Annotated in this window: 8 protein-coding genes; 3 read left to right on the top strand and 5 right to left on the bottom strand. The window is 63.9% G+C overall.

Annotated features, from left to right (window positions below):
* The first annotated feature begins 48 nt into the window (after window positions 1–48).
* Window positions 49–2,337: a type II secretion system secretin GspD gene (gene gspD / locus METLW3_RS0120685; protein ID WP_024881705.1), complete on the top strand. Its 2,289-nt coding sequence runs from the start codon at window positions 49–51 to the stop codon at window positions 2,335–2,337.
* Between the two features lie 204 nt (window positions 2,338–2,541).
* A complete protein-coding gene (locus tag METLW3_RS27075) occupies window positions 2,542–3,234 on the top strand; it encodes an RNA polymerase sigma factor (RefSeq protein ID WP_064032707.1) in 693 nt (230 codons plus the stop codon).
* A gap of 245 nt (window positions 3,235–3,479) precedes the next feature.
* Here METLW3_RS27075 and METLW3_RS0120675 read toward each other — a convergent pair whose 3' ends face one another.
* The gene (locus METLW3_RS0120675) at window positions 3,480–4,535 is read right to left on the bottom strand and encodes a tetratricopeptide repeat protein (RefSeq protein ID WP_024881703.1); all 1,056 of its coding nucleotides are present in this window, start codon (window positions 4,533–4,535) and stop codon (window positions 3,480–3,482) included.
* A 5-nt stretch (window positions 4,536–4,540) separates the two neighbouring features.
* Window positions 4,541–6,823, bottom strand: coding sequence for a tetratricopeptide repeat protein (locus METLW3_RS0120670; protein ID WP_024881702.1), 2,283 nt, complete (start codon window positions 6,821–6,823; stop codon window positions 4,541–4,543).
* 331 nt (window positions 6,824–7,154) lie between these two features.
* Here METLW3_RS0120670 and METLW3_RS0120665 point away from each other — a divergent pair, with 331 nt between their 5' ends.
* Window positions 7,155–8,876: a substrate-binding domain-containing protein gene (locus METLW3_RS0120665; RefSeq protein WP_083967223.1), complete on the top strand. Its 1,722-nt coding sequence runs from the start codon at window positions 7,155–7,157 to the stop codon at window positions 8,874–8,876.
* Window positions 8,877–9,224: 348 nt separating this feature from the next.
* Here the strand turns inward: METLW3_RS0120665 and METLW3_RS0120655 are convergent, their stop codons facing one another.
* The 3 genes from METLW3_RS0120655 to METLW3_RS0120645 all read right to left on the bottom strand — a co-directional run bounded on the left by METLW3_RS0120655 (window position 9,225) and on the right by METLW3_RS0120645 (window position 23,391).
* On the bottom strand, window positions 9,225–21,617 hold the full coding sequence (locus tag METLW3_RS0120655; protein WP_198022809.1) for a filamentous haemagglutinin family protein: 12,393 nt from the start codon (window positions 21,615–21,617) through the stop codon (window positions 9,225–9,227).
* A gap of 245 nt (window positions 21,618–21,862) precedes the next feature.
* On the bottom strand, window positions 21,863–22,390 hold the full coding sequence (locus METLW3_RS0120650) for a YbjN domain-containing protein (RefSeq protein WP_024881699.1): 528 nt from the start codon (window positions 22,388–22,390) through the stop codon (window positions 21,863–21,865).
* A 20-nt stretch (window positions 22,391–22,410) separates the two neighbouring features.
* Complete coding sequence (locus METLW3_RS0120645; RefSeq protein ID WP_245267462.1) at window positions 22,411–23,391, bottom strand: peptidylprolyl isomerase; 981 nt, start codon at window positions 23,389–23,391, stop codon at window positions 22,411–22,413.
* Window positions 23,392–23,425 lie beyond the last annotated feature (34 nt).

Below are 23,425 nucleotides of genomic sequence, written 5' to 3'. Positions count from 1 at the left end.
TCATTTTCTTCCGCGGCCCGGCGCTGGCTGGTCGCAGCGGCCCTGACGATGTCCCAGGGCCTGCTGCAATCTTGCTCATCGCCCGAACAATTGACCGGCGTCGGCCCGGGCGACAGCGTCGACTCCATCCGACTCGCCGATTTGACCGCACGCTTTCCGCTTCTCGCCGATTACACTCGCCGAGAGTCGCAAAAACCACCGATGCTCTTTCCGGCCCAAAAGGGAACGACGAAGGCCGCCGAGCCGATGGCCTCCGCTTCGCCGGCCTCCGGCGCGACCGAACGCGGCGACGGCGTCGAGATCAACTTCGATCAGGCCGATGTCCAGACTGTCGCAAAGGCCCTGCTCGGCGACGCCTTGGGACTGAATTTCGTCGTCGACGCGCGCATCACGACGCCGATAACGCTCGTCGCAGCAGCCCCGATCGCGCGCAAGGACGTTCTGCCCGCATTGGAGAGCGCTCTACGAATGTCCAATGCGGCGCTCGTGCGCGACCACGACGTCATCCGCATCATGCCGATCAACGAGGCCAATGGCACTGGCCCTGTCACATTCGGCGCGGATCAGCTGGGATTTGGCGTCACCATCGTCCCGCTGCGCTATACGTCCGCAGCCGCGGTGGTAAAGGCGGCCGAAAATTTCGTGAGCCGCCCCAACATGATTCGCGCCGACTCGGCCCGCAATTTCATCCTGGTGCAAGGCTCGACGAACGAGCGACACGCGGTCCTGAGCATGATCGCCGGCCTCGACGTCGAGTGGATGCGCAACCAATCCGTCGGCGTCTATCCCCTGAAATCGACGTCGCCAGCGACGCTCGTCCGCGAGCTCGAGCAGATTTTCGAGACGGGGGAAGGCGCGCAAGGCGCCGGCGCGGTGAAATTCCAACCCATTTCGCGCATGAACGCCGTTATGGCGATGACGCAAAGTCCGCGAATGCTGGAGCGCGTCACGCTATGGGTGCGGCGTCTCGATCGTTCGGACATGACCGGCACGACAGTGCGCATCTATCGTCTCGAAAATGGCAACGCCACCAAAATCGCCAAAATTCTCAATGAGATTTTCGTTGGCAAGGGCGCGGGGTCGTCGACGAGCGATACCGCGACCAGCCAGATCGCTCCAGGCGCGAGCGCGGCTCAATCCAAGCTCGACTCTGTGTCCTCAGGTAGCGCTTTCGGCAACAGCAACAACGCCAACAGCTCTAACGCGCGCCAAGCCAGCGGCGCAGGCGCAGGCCAGGGTGGCGGCCAGATCGCCGCCGCCTTCGAGAATTTCAACGAGAAGAAGGAGGCCGACGCAGAGACCAAAAACGATGCTTCCTCGCCCGGCAGCCTACCCCGCGGTGTTTTTCAAAATGTCCGCATCACGGCCGACAGCAGCAATAATTCGATTATCGTCTACTCCAACCAGGACGACTATCGTGTCATCGAACGCTCGCTGCGCGAGCTCGACAGGCCACAAATGCAGGTGGCCATAGAGGCGACGGTCGCCGAAGTCTCGCTGACGGACCAGCTGCAATATGGGGTGCAATATTATCTCGGCAACGCCACCAGAGCCAATGCGTCGCAGGCCAATTCGTCCGCCTCCTCGACATCGACCTCGAGCTCGTCGTCGTCCGACACGACGTCCAGCTCCTCCACCGCGAGCGTCGTTTCGAACCTCGTCCTCCAGCGCGTCCTTCCCGGCTTCAATCTGGTGCTCGGTCCGGAGGCGCGACCTCACCTCATTTTGAATGCGCTTTCGACGCTCACCAGCGTCAAGGTTCTGTCGGCGCCTTCGCTCGTCGTCGCGGACAATCAACCAGCGCTTCTCCAGGTGGGCCAGGAAATCCCGATTTCGACCGGCACGGCGAATATCCTCACGAACGCCAACACTGTCGTCAATTCCTTTCAGATGCGCGACACCGGCGTGATCTTGAAGGTCTGGCCGCATGTCCACGGCAATGGGACGATTCAGCTCGAAGTCGAACAAGAGATTTCCAATGCGACGAGCACTAGCCTGACGCCGACCATCTCCCAACGACGCGTGCATTCGACTATTTCGGTAACGAGCGGCCAGACTGTGATGCTCGGAGGCATGATCAGCGAGCAGGATAACAGCACATTGGACGGCCTCCCGATTCTACGCCGCATCACCTATCTCGGCGATCTGTTCGGCAATACGGACAAGTCCAAAAGCCGGCAGGAAATCGTCGTCTTCGTCAAGCCTCAGATCATTCGCAACGGCTTCGACGCGCAAGGCGTCTCGGAGGAATTCCGCTCGCGGCTCGAGTCGATGCGCAGCGTGGCGGCCGTCGCGCCCGCCTCCGAGCCGTCGCCCGCTCGTCGTATCCGCAAATAAACGACGCCTTTCATCCGACTAAGGCGTTCCCTGAGCCGGACGCGTCGGCGTCGTATCGGCGGCGGCCTTGTGCTCGCGAACGAAATTCCATCAAATCGGCAAAAATCGCGCGTCTGTCATTGCCGGGTCATCAGCTCGACCTATCCGCATGCGCATATTCGAGACGTCGAGGCGCGCAGCCACGATGGAAGCGGAGCGTGTTCGATGACGATCGAAACCAGCCGCGCGACTCTGATCAATTTGCTTCTTACGGGATATGAAGATCTCAAGCGGCGCCTATCGCGTCGACTGGGCTCGACGGATATCGCGGCGGACGCCCTGCAGGACACGTTCTTGCGGCTGCATTCGAGCGTCGAGATCGGTCCGATCAAGCGGCCGAAGGCCTATCTTCTCCGCGTCGCCACGCGGCTCGCCGCGGATCGGCGTCGAGCCGAATTGCTCGGCGGCCCGCCGGAATCAGAATTCTTCCTGAATATCGTCGACGACGCGCCGGATCCGGAGCGCATCGTCGAAGCGCGCTCCGAGATCGAGGCGCTGAAACGCGGCATGATGGAAATGCCGCAGCGGCGACGCGACATATTGCTCGCTGTCTCCATCGACGAAGTTCCTTCCTCCGATCTCGCAAAGCGTTTCGGCGTGACGAAGCGCACGATTCAAGCGGAATTGAAGCTGGCGCTGATCCATTGCGCGAAGCACCTCGATCGCGACATCGGCATACGTATGCCGGCGCGACGAAGTCGGATATCCCCCAGTTCTCCCGGTGACGTAAATGGGAACGCAGAGGTGAGAGGGCTCGACGACGGAAGCGATTCGAATTTGCGTGATTTTCGTCCTGAAGACAGCGATTCGCGCCCCCAAGACACATGCTTCAAAGACACACGCCCCGAAGACATATGAGCGCGAGTCGAACGGCGGCGCTTCGTTCGTCGATCGATCGTTCTCGCGCCGCTCTCGGCTCTCGCGCAGATGGGAGAGAAAACCGGCGCGCGTCTGTTACGCGGCCTTCGTCCGATTTTCGAGCAGATGCGCGACTTGGAGGACATGAGCGGGCTCGAGCGGACATGCGCCTACGAGGACGCCTGCCCGTTCCCCTTTCTCAATTTGGCGCCGCCCGAGTTGTTTCCGCCGACGCCGAGCGCCTCCTATGACGTTTTCGCCAAAGCCGCGGCGTGTCGGAGCGCGATTTCTGCACGATCGCGCATGCCCATGGCTTCGAGCGCCGTGCCGAGCGCCGCATAGAATTCGGCCGGTCGATTCTGATCGAGAAGAATGGCGTGGTGAAAATGCGGGATCGATTCTTTCGGCGCGCCCGTTCGTTGCAAAGCCATCGCATAGGCGGCGCGCGCATCGGCGTTCCGCGGCCCCACCTCGATCGCTATCTCGAATTGCGCACGCGCCTCCTGCTCCCGGCCAGCGGCGACGTAGGTCTCGGCGAGCGCGAGACGCGCGGGCACGAGCTTTGGATCGGCGGCAATCGCCTGCTCCAGCAGCTCCACGGATCGGCGCAGATCGCCCGAGACGCGGCGGAGCGCGCCTAGATTGCAGAGAGCGAAGGCATGCGTCGGCGCGCGTTTCAGGACGCACTCGAAAATGACCGCGGCGCGCGCCAGATCGCCATCGCGCTGGCGCCGCGTTCCCTCTGCGAAGAGCGCGTCGCAGAGGATCGCCTCGTCCTCGGGCGACAGATCGTCGATCTCTCGCATCTCTTCCGACTCCGCCTCGATGGCCGCGGCGCGCGTCGAAGCCTCCGCATGGCCGGGCGAGAGGACCAGCGCGTCCGCGATATTGTCCTTCGCGCGATCGACGAAGCCCAAACGATGAAATGCGGCGGCGAGCGCGACATGCCAATCGGGATTGCGCGCATCGAGCGCGAGCGCCGCCGCGAAGGCCGCGGCCGCCGCGACCGGCCGTTCGTCGAGCAGCAGCAGGCCGAGCTGCGCATGCGCCTCCGCATTGCGGGGATTGGCCTCGAGAGCCGCTTTGAAGAAGAGCTGCGCCGCGGACTTCTCCATGAGCCTGGCCGCGATGACGCCGCGCAGATGGGCCGTCACCTCGCGGGCGCTCGGCTCTTCGCTCAATGTCGCGAGAAGCACCTCGGCGCTCTCCAGCCGGCCCTCCGCGATCATCTTTACGGCGCGATCGAGAATGGCGCGGATATAGTCCGGATGCCGCGCGCCGGGAATATTCTGCTGCGTCATGTCGTTCACCCGAATACAATTCGATTGCATTGAAAAAGCGGACTCGCCACGACCGCGCCCACGCCGGCTGCATCGCGCGCGCGGCGCTGATTGCTCCATTGCGTCCAGAGACGAGACAATTCGTTCGAGAGATTCTGTCCGAAACGGACCGGATCATTCAGCGGCGAGGCCGCGACCTTGTCGCGCAGGCCGGCGCGCAAGGCCGCGAGATCCTGAGGCCGCTTCGCCCAATCGACGGCGAGCGCCACATAATCGTCGATCGAATATGTGCAGAAGTCCGCGAGGCCCGCAGCCGAAAGATGCGTCGCCGAATGGCGGCCGGCGAAAGTGTCGCCGACGAAAGTGACCGTCGGCACGCCCATCCACATGGCTTCGAGCGTCGTGACGCCGCCAGAATAGGGAAACGGATCGAGCGCCAGGTCCACCCTGTTTGCGTAGGCGTCGAGCAATATGGGCTGCTCGGCGCCGCCGACGAGCTCGACATGCTCGCGCGACAGGCCACCCTTCTCGAGAACGTCGTAGAGCGCCTTCTGCGTGGCGCTCTCGTTCAGACCGCCATAGACCATGAGGATGCGCGCGCCGGGCAACTGCTCGACGATGCGCGCCCAGGCGCGCCCGACCTCGGAATTGATCTTGGCCGGACGATTGAAGCAGCCGAAGGTGATCGCGCCCTTTTCCAGCGCCGGAAGCGGCGCCACATCCGGCGCATTGGTCGGCGGATGATAGCAGACGTAACAATCGGGCAGGCGAATGACAGGCTCGGCGTAGAATTCATCGTCCTGCGGCGGAATCTCGACCGGATCGGCGATCACGCCGTCATAGGTGTCGAGACCGATGGTGCCGACATAGCCTGCCCAGCTCAATTGAATCGGCGCCGCGCGTTGCGCGAAGACGGAGAGGCGATTGCCGGCGGTATGTCCGGCGAGATCGAAGAGAATGTCGATTTTGTGCTCCTCGACCAGCGCGGCGAAAGCCGCATCGTCGAGGTCGGAGACGTCGCGCCAGAATTTGCCCGCGGCCTTGAAGCGCTCGCTGAAATCATCGTCCTCGCGCTTCCTGTCGGTCTTGTAGCAGAAAATCTCATAGCCGAGGGCCGCGAGCTGCTCGAAGGCGCGCAGCGTCAGGAAGGCCGCCGCATGGCGGTGCATGTCGGCGGAGACGAGGCCGAGACGGGGCTTGCGCGCTGGATCGGGATCATTGCTGAAAGCGACCTTGTCGCGCGGCGCCGCCGGACGGTAGAGCGCCGCCCATCTCTTATGCGCATCGAGCAGGTCCTGCTTGGTGACGCCCGGATAATGCTGCAGAGCAAACAGCAGCGTTCCGGCGATTTGAGCGCTCTCCGGCTTGAGCTCTCCGGCCCGCCGATAGGCCGCGACCGCCTCGTCGATGCGCCCCTGTCCGAGCAGGCCGAAGCCGCGGCCGACATAGGGCTCGGCTTGCAGAGGATCGAGCTCGATGGCGCGATCGACATATCGGAGACCGGCCTCGAAGAAACGATGATTGATCAGGAAATTGCCATAGACATATTGCGGCAGCGCGATATCCGGCGCCACTTTCGCCGCCATCTCGAACAGGCGCGCCGCCTGCTGCTCTCGCGCATTCGCGCCGAGGCTCATGCCGAGATCGAGAAGCGCGCGATGGTTCTTGCTGTCCAGCGCGGCGGCCGCTTGCAGATCGTCGACGGCCTTGTCGTGCTCGCCCTCCATCGTGAGGGCGAGGCCGCGCATGCGATAGGCGTCCGCATAGGCGCCGTCGTAGGTCAACGCGGAACTCAGGGCGATGATCGCGTCCTTGGGCCGACGCTCGGTCAGCAGCGCGAGGCCGAGGCTGAATTGCGCCAGCGGCAGATGGGGAATTCGCGCGAGGCCCCTCTGCAAAAAGGGAATGCCCTGCCGGGTGCGCCCCGTCCGCGCGAGGCAGGTGCCGATCTCGGTCAAGGAGGGCGCATGTTCCGGCGTCACTTTCAATTCGAGCTGAAACGCGCCGATCGCCTCATCGAAGCGATCATGGCGACATAGAGCGACGCCATGCACATAATGATAGTTCGGCTGATCGGGCGCGCAGCGCGCGGCCTCCTCGAAAAACCGCAGCGCCTCGCGCCAGCGGTCAGCGCGCGCATGTTCGACGCCGCGCGCATATTGCTTGCGCGCGCGCGCGAGCTGCGGGGGCGGCGTCGGCGCGACGACCTCGTTGCCGGCGGCGGGCGTGACGGGACGAAAGGCCCCGAGTTCCATGCGCGCCTGCGCGCGATAGGTCGGCGGCTGGAAAAAGCCTGGAGTTTCGGCCATTTCACAAATCTCCCGGGAGATCAATCAATCGAATGACCGACGAAATATAAAGAGGCTCTGCGTTCGCAGCGACTCCTTTTTGCCAAAAAATCCGCAATTTTTTTCTTCGCGATCGACCGGATTTGGCCGTCTATAGGGTGTAAGGCGGCGCAATAGCGACAAATGACGAGAAAAGAGGCCAAGCGTACTAAGTATCAACTACGCCTCTATATCATCTACTTGTCGGACAACTGTAACAAGAATGTCATTTTTGAACAGGGATCGGGCGGCCTCCGTCGAGGAGGCCGACCCTTTCGCGCAGCCCTACGCGATGATCCATTAGGAGAAGCACATGTCTGCTCTTTCTTTCAGCAAAGCTCTGCGTAACGGGAGCTCCGCTCTCGCGCTTTCGACCCTCGCGTTGATCGGCGCCCAGCCGGCCCTCGCCACCGACGGCATCTTCGGCGGCGGCAGCACGCTCGCCTCGCTCGCGGAGCGCCAGCTCAGCGCCGATTACTACACCGCTTCTAGCTCGAGCGTTCTCCTCCTCTACGCCGGCATCGGCAGCGGCTCGGGCCAGCGCGTGTATATCTCCAACGACCCGTCGCAGGGCTTCCGCGGCGCCGGCCTGGATCCGGCCGCCAACCCCGACTACACCCTCGGCTTCACCTCCTACCCCTATCCGCGCATCGACTTCGGCGCGAGCGATTCTCCGCTCCCCTCGAATTTCGTGAGCGGCTACACCACCACCGTCTATCTCTGGGACCAGATCAACCACACGACGGCGGCCAATGGCTCGACGAGCTTCCCCACGGCCGACGTCGGTGATCCGATCCAGCTGCCGCTGTTCGAGGCGCCGGTCGCCATCGCCGTCAATCTGCCGGCGGTCGATCAGTCCACGGGCACGACGACGGCCGGCGGAACGACCTGGACCATCAAGTCGCAGTTCTCCACCACGGCCGCGGGCGGACGCATCCAGCTCTCGACCGCGCAGGTCTGCGCGATCTTCTCGGGCCTCGTGACGGATTGGAACTCCACCGCCACCATCCCGACGCTCTCGAGCACTGGCGTGGCGGGCACTGAAGGCTTCGCCGACGCCAACACCTGGCACGCCGCCAGCACGGCCGGCACGCCGGGCACGGGCGGCGGCACGGCCTACGCCAGCGCCAGCAAGCAGATCAAAATCGTCTATCGTTCGGACGGCAGCGGCACCAGCTTCATCTTCACCAACTATCTGAAGACGGTCTGCCCGCTGCTCGACCCGAGCAACACTTACGGCTATGTGTCGATCTTCTCGACGAGCGCCCTGCCGAACAACAACTTCACGCAGCTCATCAACAAAGTGACGGCCTATGGCCGCAGCCTCAACACGACTGGCGCCGACGGCAGCGATGCGGTCGCGGCGGCGATCGGCAACACCTCGGCGAACTACGGCTATATCGGCTATCTGAGCAACGACTTCGTCGCGCCCTATAATCCGTCCACCGCGACGACGATCCCGCACGCCGCCAGCCTGCAGAACGATTATCAGCGTTCGGCCGGCGTCACCCACCCCGGCGTGTCGTCGACCAACTTCATCGCGGCGACGCCGACGAGCGCCGACGCGGCTTGGGGAGTTCTCTCGCTGCCGGCCAGCGCGAACTTCGCCGACTGGAACGTCTATGCTCAGACCTTCCCGGCGACCACCTATCTGCCGGGCACCGGCGTGTCGGTCGACATCACCGGTCGCTCGAAGCTCCCGCTGGCGCCGGCGACGGGTGCTTATTCCCTGGTCGGCACGGCCTATCTCTATGTCTATAGCTGCTACGGCGTCGGCCGGGATTCCACTCCCGCCGCGACCCGCGTTTCCGATCTTCTGGGCTATCTGAAGTGGCACTATGGTCTGACGGCGGGCAACGCCGCGACGATTACCGCCAACAACGGCTTCAAGGCTCTGTCGACTGGGGCCGGCAGCTGGGCCCAGAAAATCGGCGACACTTATCTCGGAACGGCGGCCAGCTCGGCGACGATCACCGCCTACGACGGGTTCTTCACCGACGGTTGTGCGAGCGTGAGCGGAACCGGCGCGCAATAAAAACTATCGATCTCGATCGAACCGCCGGACGCGCCGAAAGGCGCGCCCGGTTTTTTTTGCGACGGGATTCTTTCCGGCGATCGCGTTTTCGACCGTCTCCGCTTTCGGCGCGGCGAGCCGGCCCTTGCCTGTTAGACGAGATGTCGCCGGCAGCATGTTTTTCGATTAGCAAAGGAACGCTTTAGAGAGATTCGGTCGATCGCGCCGGCCTGCTCCCGATCAGGCGAGCGGCTTCTCGCCTCTTCTCATGCCCTGCATTCTCATGCTTCGACAAGCGAGCCTTCACGCTCGCTCGGAGCCGCGTGCGCGTTGGCGGGTCGATCCGGGTTCGGATCGACGCCGCGCGGCTCACCTCGAGCGCCGCGCCCTGTCGCTCTGCGAGCTGGCGCCATTCGCTGGCGGCGGCGTCTCCGGCGAACCCGAGCCGGCGCTCGTCGGCGTCACGCTCGCGCCGCCGCCCGCCGGAGTGTCTCCGTGATCGGAGCCGCCATAGCCCAGCACCTCGACGGTGATGATCGAGGGCGTGTCGGAGCCTCCGGCGCCAGCCTGCGGCGTCGCCACCGCCTTGGCCGCCGCGCCCGCTGTGTTGGAGGCCGAGGTCAGCGCGCCGACATTCGGCCCCGTCGTCACCGTCGTCAGGCCAGAGACGCTTCCGCCGACCTGCGCATTATAGGCGTTGGCGACATGTTGCGCGACAATGGTGAGATTGCCGGCGGCCCGCACGCCCGCCGCGCCCAGATCCACCGTGCCCTTCGGCGCGGAGAGGAAAGCGTTGGAAAGGCTCGGGTCCTGCGTCGGCAGGGTGACGATGGCGCCGATGCCCGCGCCAGTCACGAGGCCTTGCGGATTGACCGAGCAATAGCCGGCGATGTAGTTGCAGACCTCGCTCAGCACCGGATTGGCGACATAGGTCTTCGGCCCCGAGCCCGCGCTTATGTCGCCATTCCCACTGAATATCTCCACATTGCCGCCCTGCTGCGTCATGATGCGGCTCTGGTTCAAGAGCACGGTCTGGTCCGTGTAGATGCGGATCGAGCCGCCGCGCAAAGTCAATATGCCTTCCTGATTGGGCTTCAGCGTATCGCGGCCGGCCGAGCCGACGCGAATGCCGCCATTGGGTCCGATGATATTGATGTCGCCGCCGGCCTGCGTCTCGACCAGCGAGAAGGGCATGACCAGCCTTCCGATCGCCGAAAGATCGGAGCCGCCGCTGCCGTCGTTCGCATAGCCGAGTCCATTCGGGAACAGCGTTCCAATCGCCTCATAGGCGCGGCCATATTTGCCGTAATAGTCGCTCGAGGAATTGCGATAATCCGTCACCACCTGCGTGAGGAATTGCAGGAAGGCCTTGTCGACGAGGAGATGCTGATGCGTCTCGTCGAGAGTCTGGAAGCTCGCCCAGGCCCGATCGCGCGACTGGCCGAGGCTGGCGGCGATGAAGGAGAGGAAGTCTATGCCGCTCGTTCCCGCCGAGGCGGGATCGACATAGGCCGATATCGCCGAGGCGTAATCGACGCCCTTGGCGATCCCATAGAGCATGGTGATGTCCGCGCCATCTTCCGGCAGATAGCTCTTCAGCGTCGCGAGCTGGCCGGCGGCTCTCCCGCCGCCCGAGCCATTGCCGATCGTGTTGACGCTGAAGGAGGCAAAACCGCTGCTTCCCAGCGGCTTGCGAATATTGCGGCCGGCCTCGAGGAGGAGCGCGCCCGGGCCGTAGAGATAATATTGGCCCGAGAGATCACGGCCGGCGACGACGCTCGTCACATCCGCATCGGTGAAATTAAGGCCGGTGAAGGTGAACTGCGTGTCGCCTATGTCGTGGCCCGCGAGAATCTGCGCCGGCCGTTCGACGGTGAGGGACCCGTCGAGGTTCATGCCTGCGCTGACAAGGATCGGCGCGCTGTTCGTCAGCTCCGTCGAAGCGAGCGTGTAGAAGGAGACGCCGAGCGGATTGACGTATCCGCCGACACTGCTGTCGATCGCCCTCGGCGTCGGAGCGCCCACGGTAAGATCGATATTGATCGAGCCCGCCGCCGCGAGCGTCAAGCTCGCTGTGTTATGTCCCAGGCTGTCGGTGGGATAGGCGAGGATCGTCCCTCCGCGGCCAGTGATATCGCCCTGCAACGCCGCGATCTCGAGGCGCGGCGGCAACAGGAGGGACGGGAAGAGCCCGACGGCCGCCACTGTCACCGCCTTCACATCGCCCGTAATGCTGGTGAGTGAGAGACCCGCCTGCGCGCCATAGCTGGTGAAGACGTTCGCTAGGCCGGAGCCAGGCCGATAGTTGGCTTGGCCGGGAGTCAGGCTCTGCACATAGTCATTACCAACGCCATTTTCTAAAGTCGTCGTCGGATCGAGCAGCGCGCCGAGCGTTAGATCACCCTTGGCGATGACGGAAATATAGCCGTCCTGCGCGGCGAGCAGCAGCGGATAGGGCGCCGCGTCCTTCGCGCTGGTGATCGGATTGTCGGCGGTCTGCTGCACATTGCCGCCGACCTCGATGAGGCCCGCGCCGCTCCCGACCAGAAAGGCGCTGGAATTGAGATTCCCGCCCGCCTGCACGAGCAGATTGCCGCCGCCGTAATAAATGGCGTGAGCTGGATCGGCGGCGGTGAAGCCTCCGGCGACGACCATCGTCTCCGGCAGGGAGGCGGAAATATCGGTGATGTCGCGTCCGGCCCGCAGCGTGATGTCGCCGCCGCCGAGCGCGCCGAAATTCTGGAAGAAGGTCGCATAATTGACCCAGGCCGCCGTCTGGCAGGCGGTGGCGCCGGTCGCCGCGCAGCCGGAGAAGGGCGTGCTGTCGCCGTCCGACGAGCCGTAATGAATGAGCCAGTCGGCCCAAGTCTCGCTCTCGGTCGCCGCGGCGACGCCGATGATGGAGCCTCCCGCCACGACGGTGATCGATCCGCCGCCTGTCCCCCAGGCCGGCGTCGAGACCAGCCCGTTGGGATTGGCGTTATAGGCGCTCGCCAGGGTCGGCGCATTATAGTCGGCGGGCGTCGTCGTTGCGGCGCCGGCCGTATAGACGGCGCCTTGAACGATCGGATCGGTGAACTCGACATTGCCGGCCGCCGTCAGCGTGATCGATCCCGTGCCGGTCCGCACGATCGTCGGTATGGAGATCGTCTTCGTCGTGTCGAGCGGGTCCGTATAGGAGGTGTGGCCGTTGATCACGATGCTGGCGGTCGGCGCCTTGGGGTCGATCGCGCCGCTCAGCGCGACGACTGCGTTGGGATCGACGGAGGAGGCGCCGCCCACACCGAAATAGGCGCCAGCGACGAAATCATAGGACGAGCTGGCCCCGAAGCTCGCCGGCATCAGGCTCGCCGCCGACGTCGTGTTGTAATCCTTGATCGTCACCGCATTGCCCAAACTATCCGTCGTGACATTGCTGGCGGGATTATTGGCGATGGCGTTGGCGGGGCCCGGCTGGGCACTCGAGGCGAGGACGATCGGCGGCGTTTCCGAGGTGGTGGGAAGATAGGGCAGAACGGCGAGCCACAGGGCGGTCTTGCCGGTCGTATTCGCGGCGCTGCCGGTCACATTGCCCGGCTCGACCTTGTTGCCGTTGTAAAAAAGTATAAAATTGTAGTACGCGGAAGATGTTCCCGTGGCGTAGTTGGTCACATAGTCGGTGGTGAATTGCGATGCGGTCTCGGTCGCGCCGCCGGAATAGACACTGCCGTAGACCGGCGGTATCGGCGCGAGAATGGTCGAAGGATAGGTCCTCGGATCGACGCTGCTGTTGACCGGCGCTTGGCTATATATACCATAGTAGGTCTTGAGATATGTCGCCAATGCGGCGGAGTAGGTTTTATAGGCGGAGACGTAATTGGCGTAGCTCGTGTAATGGGTCGGGTTATTGTCGAAATTGGTCAGATTTTGCGTTGTTCCATTCGACGAGCTTGCCGGCGTCGAGAATGTCTGGGTCGCCTCGTTCGCGATGCCTGTGACGCCGGTGACATAGCGCGAGCCCACATAATAGGTGTTATAAGCGGCCACATAGGCGGCGTAGGATGAATAATGAGTGGGATCATTGTCGAATGTGCCGGAGCCAGAGGCGTTGGTCGTGATATAGAGCGAGCTCGCGCCGCGACCGAGAATGTTGATATAGGGAATCGTCGTATTCGCATAGTAATAGTAATACTGCGCATACCATGTATTTTGCGCGACCGTGCCATAGGAAGACGGAAACACGGTGGGGGGCGCATAGATGGATGTCATCCCCGGCATATAGGCGGCCGTCCCATACAGGTTCCTGCTCGTGTACCGGGTCGTCGCCAGGGCGAGAGATGGATCGTTGCTGGCCAGGCTGCTCGCCACCGCGGCCGCGAAGAACGGATCGCTGGTTTCATAGAAGCCGTCGCTGATCGTAGCGTTCAGCTGGATATTATTCGCGGCCCGCAACGTCAGCACGCCCGGCTCGCCGCCATTGGTCGTCCGGTAATAGAGCGAGAAGGCGCCCGTCGCCGTATTGTAGACGCCGGCGCCGAGGTTCCAATTGGAGGCGACGGTCACATTGCCGCCATTGATGCTGCTGGACGGATTGACGAGATCGACCTCCGGCCGCAGATGCAGGGAGGTCGAGGGCAAGGCCGTCGCCGGTCTGTCGCCGACCTGCAATTTGGCCTCCGCGAAATCGGCCGCCACCGCCGCCGCATTGCCGCTGAACGGATTCTCGACGAAATTGAGCAGCGTGTTCTGATAAAAGCCGACATGCGGCAGATAGGCGCCGCTGGCCGGCGCCGCATAAGTCGAAGAGGGATAGAGGCCGGACGTCGCCGAGATGATCTGCGCGCCCGCTCCGCTGAAGAAGCCCGCCGGATCGATGATCCCGTCGAAATGCTGCTGCATCTGCGCCTTTTGCGCCGCCGTCAGCGCATTATATTGCGCGACGGTCGTGATCGAGCCGCAGCCTCCCGAAATGAGCGTGCAGGAATCGGTCGTGCTCCACACTGCGAAAGCATCGAGGACGACGCCCTGGCCACTGGCGTTCCCGCTAGAGTCCGCATTGGTGACGACAGTGCCCTTGAAACTGACATTGACATTGTTGTTCGTCAGGATCGGCGCGCGCACGACGACGGCGCCGCCGGTATTGTCGATGCCGTCCCCGCCCGGACCGCCGCTCACGTCGAAGATCGCGCCGCTCTCCACCTTGACGGCGCCCGAGCCCGTCACATTCTCGTAGCCATAGGTCGCATTCAGCGTTCCATTCGTGGCGCCCGTCGTGCCGAGGGTGATCGTGCCGCCGCGCTGGCTCTGCGCGCTCTCGCCATTGGCGTAGCCCGGATCGTCCTTCTCCGCCGCGACATAGTGGGCGTCGAGCTTGGCGGTGGAGCGAATGATGACGCCCGTAGCGCCGGGATCGGTCGCGGCCAGCGTCGTCGTTCCGGCGCCATAGAGCGCGATGCTGCCGCCGGTCGGCCCGCTGGCGTCGATCCTTCCATTGACGATGACGCTGCCCTGATTGGCGACGAGCAGCACCTCGGTCGAGCTCAGCGTCACGCCTGTCGGCACGACGATGTCGCCCGGCTCATAGATCGCGGCCGCGAAGCGGCTGGTGAAGCCGCCCCACGGAAGATCGCCGACGATGGTCCCGGTGCTGAGCACGAAAGCTCCGCCCGCGTCCTTATAGGCCGCCGAGCCGTCGAGCGTTCCCTGAAGCGTCGTCGTCCCATCATTGGCGGTCGTGATATAAATTCCGCCCGCATAGCCGTTGCCCGAAGATCCGTCGGCATTTTTGGCAGCCGAGACGTCCACCTTCGCGCCGCTCGCGATCGTCACATTTCCTTTCTGCGAGACGAGCTTCACCACGCCGCCGGGCGAATATTCCGTGCTGTTGCCGAGCACGATACGCGTGCCAGCGGCGTTTACGATGGCGCCGTTGGCGAGAGTCACGTCGCCCGTCGTCGCGGTCAGCGACAAGGTTCCCGCCTGTACGGTGATCGCGCCCGAATCCGCGATGCTCGCGGCCGTCAGCGACAGGCTGCCGCCGATCTCTGTCGGATCGACGGCAGCCGCCGCGCTCGTCGAGAGAATGGTCAAAAGGCCGCTCGTCGTCAGCGCCTGCGCCGAGCCGGAGACGGCGATGACATTGGGCGAGGAGAAGACGAGATCGGCGACGCCCGAACCATTGCTCGCCGTCAGCGAGCCCGTTCCGGCGAAGCGGATCGCCTCTCCCGACTGCAGCGCGATCGTCGAGAAGCCGTTCGCGGTCATCGTTCCGGCGCTCTGGGTGATCGTCTTGCTCGCGACGAGGGTCAGCTTTCCGTCTGTCCCCGAAAGCCCATTGGTCGTCGTCGAGGCGCTCTGCGTATTCGTCAGCGTGATATTAGAGGCGTAGACGCTGGTCTCGCCCCCCTCGCTGTAGAATCCGCCGCCGTCGAAGGTCAACAGGCCGATCGGATGGGCGGAGTCGCCGATGGAAAGGCCACCGACATCGTGAAAATTGAAGGCCGAGGCGCTACGCAGGCGAACCGAATCCGCGCCGGCGAAATTGGCGATGATCGCATCGGTCAGCGCGAGGCCGGCAGAACTGCTATCGGCGCCGAACTCGATCGCCTTGGCGGAAAGATCGAAGGCTTTGGCGATGAGCGCGGCGTTGGGGCCGACGCGATTGACGCCGCTCGAATCGAGGGTGAGGGCGGCCGCCCCGTCGATGGAGACATTGGCGCCGATGACGAGGCTGCCGGGCGTGGCGGCGGGGGTCGGCGCGGGCCCGGATCCGGTGTAGAGACCCGGCAGATAATTGCGGGTCACGGTGACCATCGCGCCAGTAGAGACGCGCAGCAGCGAGCCTTCCCCGCTCACGCCCGCCGTATAGGTCACGACGCCGCTGCTGTTGGTCTGCGCGACCGGATCGGCGCCAATGACGATCGCCCGGTCGCCTCCGCTCGGCACGGTTCCGATCGCGGCGATGGCGCTACCGTCGTCGACGAGAATGCCGCCGCCGCCCGCCTTGGTCATGATGAGAAGCTGCGGCGCGCTCAGCGCGTGAGCGGCGTCGGTGGCGATCTCGACATCGGTGGCGACGCCGGTCACGACGAGATTGCCCGACGTATCGACGACCGACGAGCCGCCGATCAGCAGAGTGGTCGCGCCGACAGTGTCGAGTTGATCGGCGTAGAGCTTCAGATAGCCGTCCGTCCCCGCCGGGGCCGCCATATCCTTGGAGCCGAGCACGAGCACCTTGGCCGCGCTGATCGCCAATTGCCCGCCGACGCCGGCCACATCCGGCGCGAGCGGACTGGAGCCCGCGGCGAAGCCGAACAGGCTGCCCGCGTCGATGGAGAGCGAATTGCGCGCGGCGAAGGTCAGGGAGCCGCCGTCCACCGGGAGAAGCGGAATGGCCGTGCCGGCGGTGAGCGCCAGATTGCGGATGAAGCTCGTTCCGGAGGTGATGTCGATCTGCGAATATTGCGACCAGGTCGATTGCGACTGCAATTGGAACAGCACGGTTTGCGAGGATCGCGTCCCGCTGATGACATTGGCGAAATTGCCGGTCACATAGAGCGAGCCGTCCATCGACGTGTAGCTTTGCGCGGCCGCGCTCTTCACTGATGTGGAGGCGACGGTGACGCGATAAGCGCCGGGCAAGGTCGCATACATGCCGGGCATCAGAGTGTAATAGCCGGCAGCTATCCCATTGCCGCCGGCGATATAGATCGCCGTTCCGGCCGGCGCGTTCAGCAGGCTCGAGGCAAAAGCCGCCGAGCCGATATCGGAATTGGTCGCAGCGAAAGTCGGATCATAGGCGGCGACCTTGGCGGAGGAGGTGGGAACGAGGGCGTAGACCGTGGAGCCGGCGAGCACATTGCGGCTGCCGCCCGTGCCGGCGACGAATTCGCTGGCGTAGATGTCTCCGCCGCCAGAGAGATCGAGCTTTGCTCCGGCGGACGTCGAGACATCGGCGCCGTTGAGCGTGATCGCCTTGGTCGGGCTCGCGGTGAGGCTGGAGCCGTTATAAATAATAGTGGCCCCGCTGCTCGTGGTCGTTTGTCCGACGTACCAAACCTCGCCGTCGACAGTGTAGCCATAAGGAATGAGCGAGCCAGCTCCCGAGACGGAGGTGAGGCTGCCGGCGCCGAGCGTGACGCTCTGCGTCGTCGTCGTATTGCCGAGCACGATTTGTCCAAAGGGCGCCCAGAGCGTGCCGTTCTGCACGATGTTCGTGGCGTCGACGATGATCGTTCCGCCGGCCGACAGCGGCGCGCTGGCGACGCCATTCTGCTCAATGTCGATCGTGCCGGTCGCCTTCAGCGTGAAGCTCGTTCCGCTGGTCGGATAGATTTCCGCCGCTTTCAGCGTCAGATCGCCTGCGACGCCGAGCGAACCAGTAAAATTATTGTTTGTGCTCGTAGCAGTGTTCGCTCCCATCAGGCGGATCGCGTCGGCGCTGTTCAGCGTGACGGAGCCGACATTACGGAAGTTGACTCCCGAGCCAGCAGCGCCGGCATTCGGATTGCCGATGTCGATCCATTGCGCCGAAATATTTATCGATCCATCGCTCACTGTCGCAGCAGGCAGGACAGCTCCTGTTGTGATCTGACCGAGCCACACATAGCCCGAGCTCAAATCCACCGTCGTATGGCCGATCGAGGGGGCGCTATAGGTCAATGGATCGCCGCCACTCGCCGGCAGCAATGTGAGGTCGCCGCCGAGGATGAGCGATCCGCGCATCTGAATCGACTGCGATCCGACGAAGGCGACCGTGGTCGCGGCGTTCAGCTCGATCGAGTCGAAGCCGCTATTGTTCAGCGTGTCGACGCCGATGAAGGCATTGCCCTGCAAGGTCGTGTGCGATGCCAACGCGGCGTCGATGATGCCCGCCTGCTCGACGACTATCGTGCCGGGAAGCCCCGCATAGCCGTTGGTCACGCGGCTGGAAAGAAGGCTCGGCGCGCTGGACGCCGGTATTCCGATGCGGAACAGGCCGCCATTCGCGAGCTCCCCGCCGCCATGCGCGCTGACCGAGCCGGCGAAATAGAGAGAGGACGCGCCGATCTGCAGGACGCCGCCGTCGCTCCATATATTTCGCGTCGCGAAGCGCGGCCCGAACAGTCCCGCGCCGGAGGGAATCTCGACCTCCGCCGACGTCCCGTCGAGAAGGAAGCGCGAGCCCGTCTGCGCAGTGACCGAATCGCCGAACAGCGTGATCGTTCCGGCGTCGAGCGCGCTGCCTGTACGATAGGCGGTCACGGTCGGATCGGCAATGAACACACCACTCACGTCCAGCACGGCGTCGGCGCCGATGGTGAGCTGCATCGGCGCCACCGTCTGTGTCGGCCCGGTCGAACCGTTCGAGACGCCTGTATTGGCCAGGACGATGTCGCCGCCGGGCGCGATGATCTCGCCGAGCACGGTGACCGGGCCGGCGGCCGCCAGCGTCACCGTCGCCTGCCGCGTCGCATTCGCTTCCGCGATGATTCTGGCCCCGGCGTCGAGCAGCGTTCCCGCTGTCGTGCTCGGTCCCGTCCCGCCGTAGATGTAGCCATATTCCTGCAGCGCGAAGCTCACGGGATTGCGCAATCCGTCGGGCGCGAGTCCGACCGTCGCGACGTCGCGCAGCACCGCGCCTGTCGGCAGCGATAAGAGCGCATCGTTCGCCGCGAGATAATTCGCCTGCCGCAAGAGCACGGTCGTGCCGGCGGTCACCGTCGAGCTGCCATAGACGCTGGTCAGCGAATAGTTGGAAAATCCATTGTCGGTGAAGAAGCTCGCCGGCAGGACGATCTCGCCGGATCGCGCGCCGGAGGTATAGGTTGTGATCGCGCTCGCCTGCCCGTCGATAGTGATCGTCGGGGCCTGCAGCGTGAAGGTTCCGCCCGTGTCGAAGCCATTGGAATAGATCGCGCCGCCGAGAACCACCGTCGCCGTATTGGGCTGATTGCCGTTGGTCGGTGGCTCGTTGTAGGGTTGATAATCACTGTTGAGCCCGACGAATCCGCCCGAATAAGTGACCAGCGAGAGGCTTCCGCCCTTGCCGACCGGCAGACCATCGGAGCCGAGCTTCAATTTGCCGTTGGAGCCGACATAGCCGCCGCTCGAAACATCGATGATGCTGCCCGGCGACAGAATGATGCTCTGCGTCGCGTCGACATTGTCGGTGTCGGCCCGCCCTCGGTGATAGGTTGCGGCCAAAGTGGTGATGCTGATCGAGCCACCGTCGATGAAGGCGGAACCCTGCAACCGATCGCCGACGGCCCCCGAGTCGTTGATCCACAGCCCGTGGACGTCGAGAAGCGCGTTCGATCCAATCACCAGATCGGCAGGAATCGACGCGGCTGTCACGTCGCTATTGTAGATATGGCCGGAGAGCGTGATCTTGCCGGCGGGCGCGATGATCGAGCCGTCGATGGTCTCGACATTCGTCAAGGTGACCGAGCCGCCCGAGGCAACCTTCAGAACAGCGCCCGTGGCCATGTTCACTGTCGGCTGACGGGTGCCGGAGCCTTGGATCGTGATTGAGGCGAAACCGGTCTCGGACAGCCGATCCGTCAGAATGGGCAAGGTCGAGGGCGCGCGCCAATTCGAGCCATAGCTATACGAGGCGAGCCCGTAAGAATCGTCGCCGGCGTCCGCGCTCGATTCGAGCAAATAGCTCGACACGAAGGCATTGGACGAGGTGATCGTCAGCGACGCGCCGGCCGGCAATTGCGCGAGCGATGTCTGAACCGCCGTTCCGCCGCCCTGCGCATTGGCGCGCTGGCGCAGCCCGGTCACTGTCTCGCCGAGAATCGTCCCATCGAGAATCGGCGCCGCCGCGATCGACAGAGAGCCGGCGCTGGCGCCGGCGAGATAGCTCGCCTCGTAACGCGACCTGTTCAATAGCGGGTTGACATAGGTCTCGGTCACGCCCCAGCGCGAATGATCGACCGTGAAGCCGCTCCCCGCCGTGACGCCGACATAGCGGATCGTCGGATCGGCGCTGCCGATGTCGTAGAAGCGCCCGTCCGCGCCGACGAGCCGCGTCGTGTTCACCGCCGAGCCCGTATAGGTGACATAGCCGCCAGAGAGATCGACGATCGAGCCAGGCTGTTGGATAAAATTCGTCCCCGAGACATTGACCGACCCGCCGACCGTCAAAATCTCGTCGATCGACTTGGGAATGAGCTTGGCGTAGCCGGAGGCGTCGACGATCGGCGAGCCAACCCGCGTGTCGATCGTCACCGTCTTGCCGACGAGGGCGGCGGCGAGCGGCGAATCGGCGATCTCATTGGGCGTGACGACGAAGGTCACGAGGAAATTGGAGATCGGAACCTGCACATCGGCGAGACCCGAGACATCGATTGTCGCGCCGGTCTCGAGCAGCACCTCGGGCGCAGTCACGTTCACCGCTGCGCTCGGCGCCCGCAGCAGCGCGCCGGATTGGAAGTCGACGCCTTTGAAGGCCGTGATCGAAATTTGCGGCTGCAGGCTGCTCGCGAAATAGTCGGTGGTAGCTGTGCCGCTCGGAACCGAGCCGCTCCCCTCGTCCGGCAGAATGGCGGTGACGCTGTTCGGCCCAAAGACGACATTGTCCGTCGAGTAGAGCGTGATCGAACCGGGGCGCGTCACGCTCGTCGTCGCCGCCGACACGCCGAGTTGCTTGATCGGTCCGCCGGCGATCGTCACATTTCCGCTCGGCGCCAGCAGCAGGCCGTCGTTGACCGCTGCGCCCTGATAAGAAACGGTGAAGGTCTTATTCGTCGGATTCGTGCCGGCGGAAAAGTCCTGATCGACGACAATCGCCGTGCGCACGCCCGTCGCTGTCGACTGCGGCTCGCTGAGCAGCGCCGACCCCTCGGCGGCGAGGATGATCTGGCCGTTCTTCGTCGTGATCGAGCCGGAATTCGTGACATTGGGGGCGAGCAGCGCCACGTAGCCGCCGTCGCCGGTCGAATTGACCGAGGTCTCGATCGACGCGCCTTTTTCGACCACGACCGCGCCGATGGTCTGCCCGGCGATCGTCCCCGTGGAAAAACGGGTGGAATTGCCGATCGTCGTCCCGAGCGCCGTCGCGATCGGGAAAAGTCCCTGCCCCGCATCGGCGCCGACGAAATTCGTATTGGCCGCGACCTCGTTCGACGGCGCATAGGCCGCGATGTCGCCGAGACCGTCGATATGCAGCGTCATCTTATTGTAGGCGGCGGCGCCATTGAAGACGCTCGACGAGGTGGTTCCGTCCATGTCGAGCGAGGAGGCGATCAGCGAATGAACGTTGATCTGCGCGCCGGCGCCGAAAATAACGCCATTCGGATTGATGATGAGAACCGTGCCGTCGGCCTTGATCTGGCCGAGGATTTGGCTGGGCGTTCCCGTCGCATCGATTCGGTTCAGCGCCACCCAGCTCGGATTGCCCTGCTGGTCGTAGACGACAGTCGTATTGGGCGAGACATTGTAATAGGCCCAGGTCATCACCGCCTGCGCGGCGTTCTGCTTGATCGTTACAGTGGTCTTGCCACCGGTCGCCGATTGCGTCGGCAGATCGGCGTTGATCCAAAGCCCGGGAGTCGTTCCGACACGCGGATCGACGACGAGCCCCGGCAGCTTGCCATTGCCGCCGACCGAGAGACCATCGGCGATCGACGAATTCGTAGCCCCTGCCGCCGCCGCGCGCGCGGCCGCTTGCGCCGCTTGCATGGCCTGAATCGCCTGGGTCGCGCGCAACAGCGATCCCTGGCTCTGCTTGGCTATGGCCGCGGCCCGCTGCGCCTCTGTCGTCGCTGCGTCGACCGCGACGGTCGGCGCCGAGGTCACTCCGGAAGCGCGCCCGAGCGGCCGAGCGGCCGCGCCACCGAGCCCTTGCAAGAGTATGAACGACAAAGCGATCGCGCTCGCTCCCGCTAGCAGAACACGCCGCGAGGATCGCGCCTGTGGCCTTGCGAGCCCTAGCGCCGATGCTTTCGACTCTCGGCGGGCGGCCGAGCCGCAGCGATGTCTACCGGATATCGGAGCGTGAACGCGATGTGTCATGTCGGTGCCATGCATCTTGCGAGAGAATGTCAATGTGACGTGTGCGTGCCGAATCCCGTCGCCGGATCGTCGCTCGCCGGAGCGGCCACATCCACCTCCACGCCGCGACCGGTCCCATTCGCTTGCGGTCCTCGCAACCGATCACGCAAATAGACGATGAGCTCCTGCGCGAGCTGGTCCCAGATTTCGACATGCGCCCGCAAATGGCTTTTCGTCACGCCACCGACAACGGAAATATCCATGCAGAGCGCGAGGAACGGCCCGCTCAACTGGAGGCGCGAAAACCGTCGCGCGACGTTCCAGTCGTTGACGAGGTCTCGCGGCAATTCACCATTCACTTGAAGAACGGACACGAACGCCATATCGGCGAAACGCACGCTCTCATCGCCGACCAAGCGATTGCCAGGTCGAATATCGAAGGAGAGACCGCTGGTCGCCGAGCGCAAATAAGCGACATTCGCGACCGGATCGGTCACCGCTTCTACGCGGTAGCCCGCCTGCTGGAGAAGATCTCGCAGATCGTCGAGCGTCAAGGATGTGACGAGGATATCGGACATGAACGACCTCCCAGATGAAGTTACTTGCGAACGCTGTCGAGCAGATTCGACAAAGCGATTTCATTGACGACAGCCGGACGCTTTTTCAGCAGCTCGGCGACATACGCGCGGCGCAACACATTCGCCCGCTCGGTCCGCATTTGTTGCGCGAGCTGGTCGCGCGCTTCGGCGAGCGAACGCGTGTAGGACGCCTTCGTATCGATCAGCTTGACGATGTGCCAACCATCGTCCAAGCGGATCGCCTCCGAAACCGCCCCTTTGGCGAGACCTGTCACACGCGCGCGGATCTCAGGTCGAATCTGACCTTCCGACAACCAGCCGAGATCGCCCCCGTCGCTGGCGTCATTTCCGGCGCGCGCCACCGCCATGAAGTCGGCCCCCGCCGCCTTCAACTTGCGCTCGATCTCTTCGAGCGCCTTCTTCGCCTTATCCTCGGTCGCGCGGTCGGCGTCCTTCGGCGCCGAGACGAAAATATGGCCGAGCTGAAACTGCCGCGGAACGACGAAGACGCTGCGATTTGCGTCATAGGTCTTCTGCAGCTCCTCCTCGCTCGGGTAATTCGCCGGAGGTATCGAGACCGACTGCAGATAGAGCTCTACGAGCGCGCGCTCCCGCAATTGCTCGAGCTGGACCGCGACATGCGGCTGCTGGTCCCACTTCTTCGCGATCGCCTCCTGCAGCACGACACGCTCATTGAGCATGAGACGCACCATCTGATTGAGCAGCGCCGGCTCTTTGGCGATCGCCGCCTGCTCGCGCGCGCCGAGCGTCGCAACATAGGCGCGCAACTGCGCAGAGGTGATGTCGCTGTCGCCGACATGCGCGACGACGTCCTCACGCGATCTACCGTCGACGTTCACGGCCTCCGGAGACGCTTTCGGCTTGCTCGCCACCTGCGGCGCAGGTCTGAGCTTGGGAGCGACGGCGCCGCCGGGGGGCGCTTCCGCCAGCGCGCCAACGGTGAAGCCGATCGTCCCCGCGAGACCGACGGCGCACGTCACTCGGAGAAGGCTCGTAACGCGGAACAACACATGA

Origin of the sequence: Methylosinus sp. LW3, from assembly GCF_000527115.1 — a bacterium.
Taxonomy (GTDB): Bacteria; Pseudomonadota; Alphaproteobacteria; order Rhizobiales; family Beijerinckiaceae; genus Methylosinus.
Note: the sequence above shows the minus strand (reverse complement) of the source record. Positions and strands in the feature narration are given on the sequence as shown.

Coding starts and splice junctions, on each gene's coding strand:
- METLW3_RS0120675 (WP_024881703.1), bottom strand. CDS start 4,535: ATGACGCAGCAGAATATTCCCGGCGCGCGGCATCCGGACTATATCCGC.
- METLW3_RS27075 (WP_064032707.1), top strand. CDS start 2,542: ATGACGATCGAAACCAGCCGCGCGACTCTGATCAATTTGCTTCTTACG.
- METLW3_RS0120650 (WP_024881699.1), bottom strand. CDS start 22,390: ATGTCCGATATCCTCGTCACATCCTTGACGCTCGACGATCTGCGAGAT.
- METLW3_RS0120665 (WP_083967223.1), top strand. CDS start 7,155: ATGTCTGCTCTTTCTTTCAGCAAAGCTCTGCGTAACGGGAGCTCCGCT.
- gspD (WP_024881705.1), top strand. CDS start 49: ATGTCCCAGGGCCTGCTGCAATCTTGCTCATCGCCCGAACAATTGACC.
- METLW3_RS0120670 (WP_024881702.1), bottom strand. CDS start 6,823: ATGGCCGAAACTCCAGGCTTTTTCCAGCCGCCGACCTATCGCGCGCAG.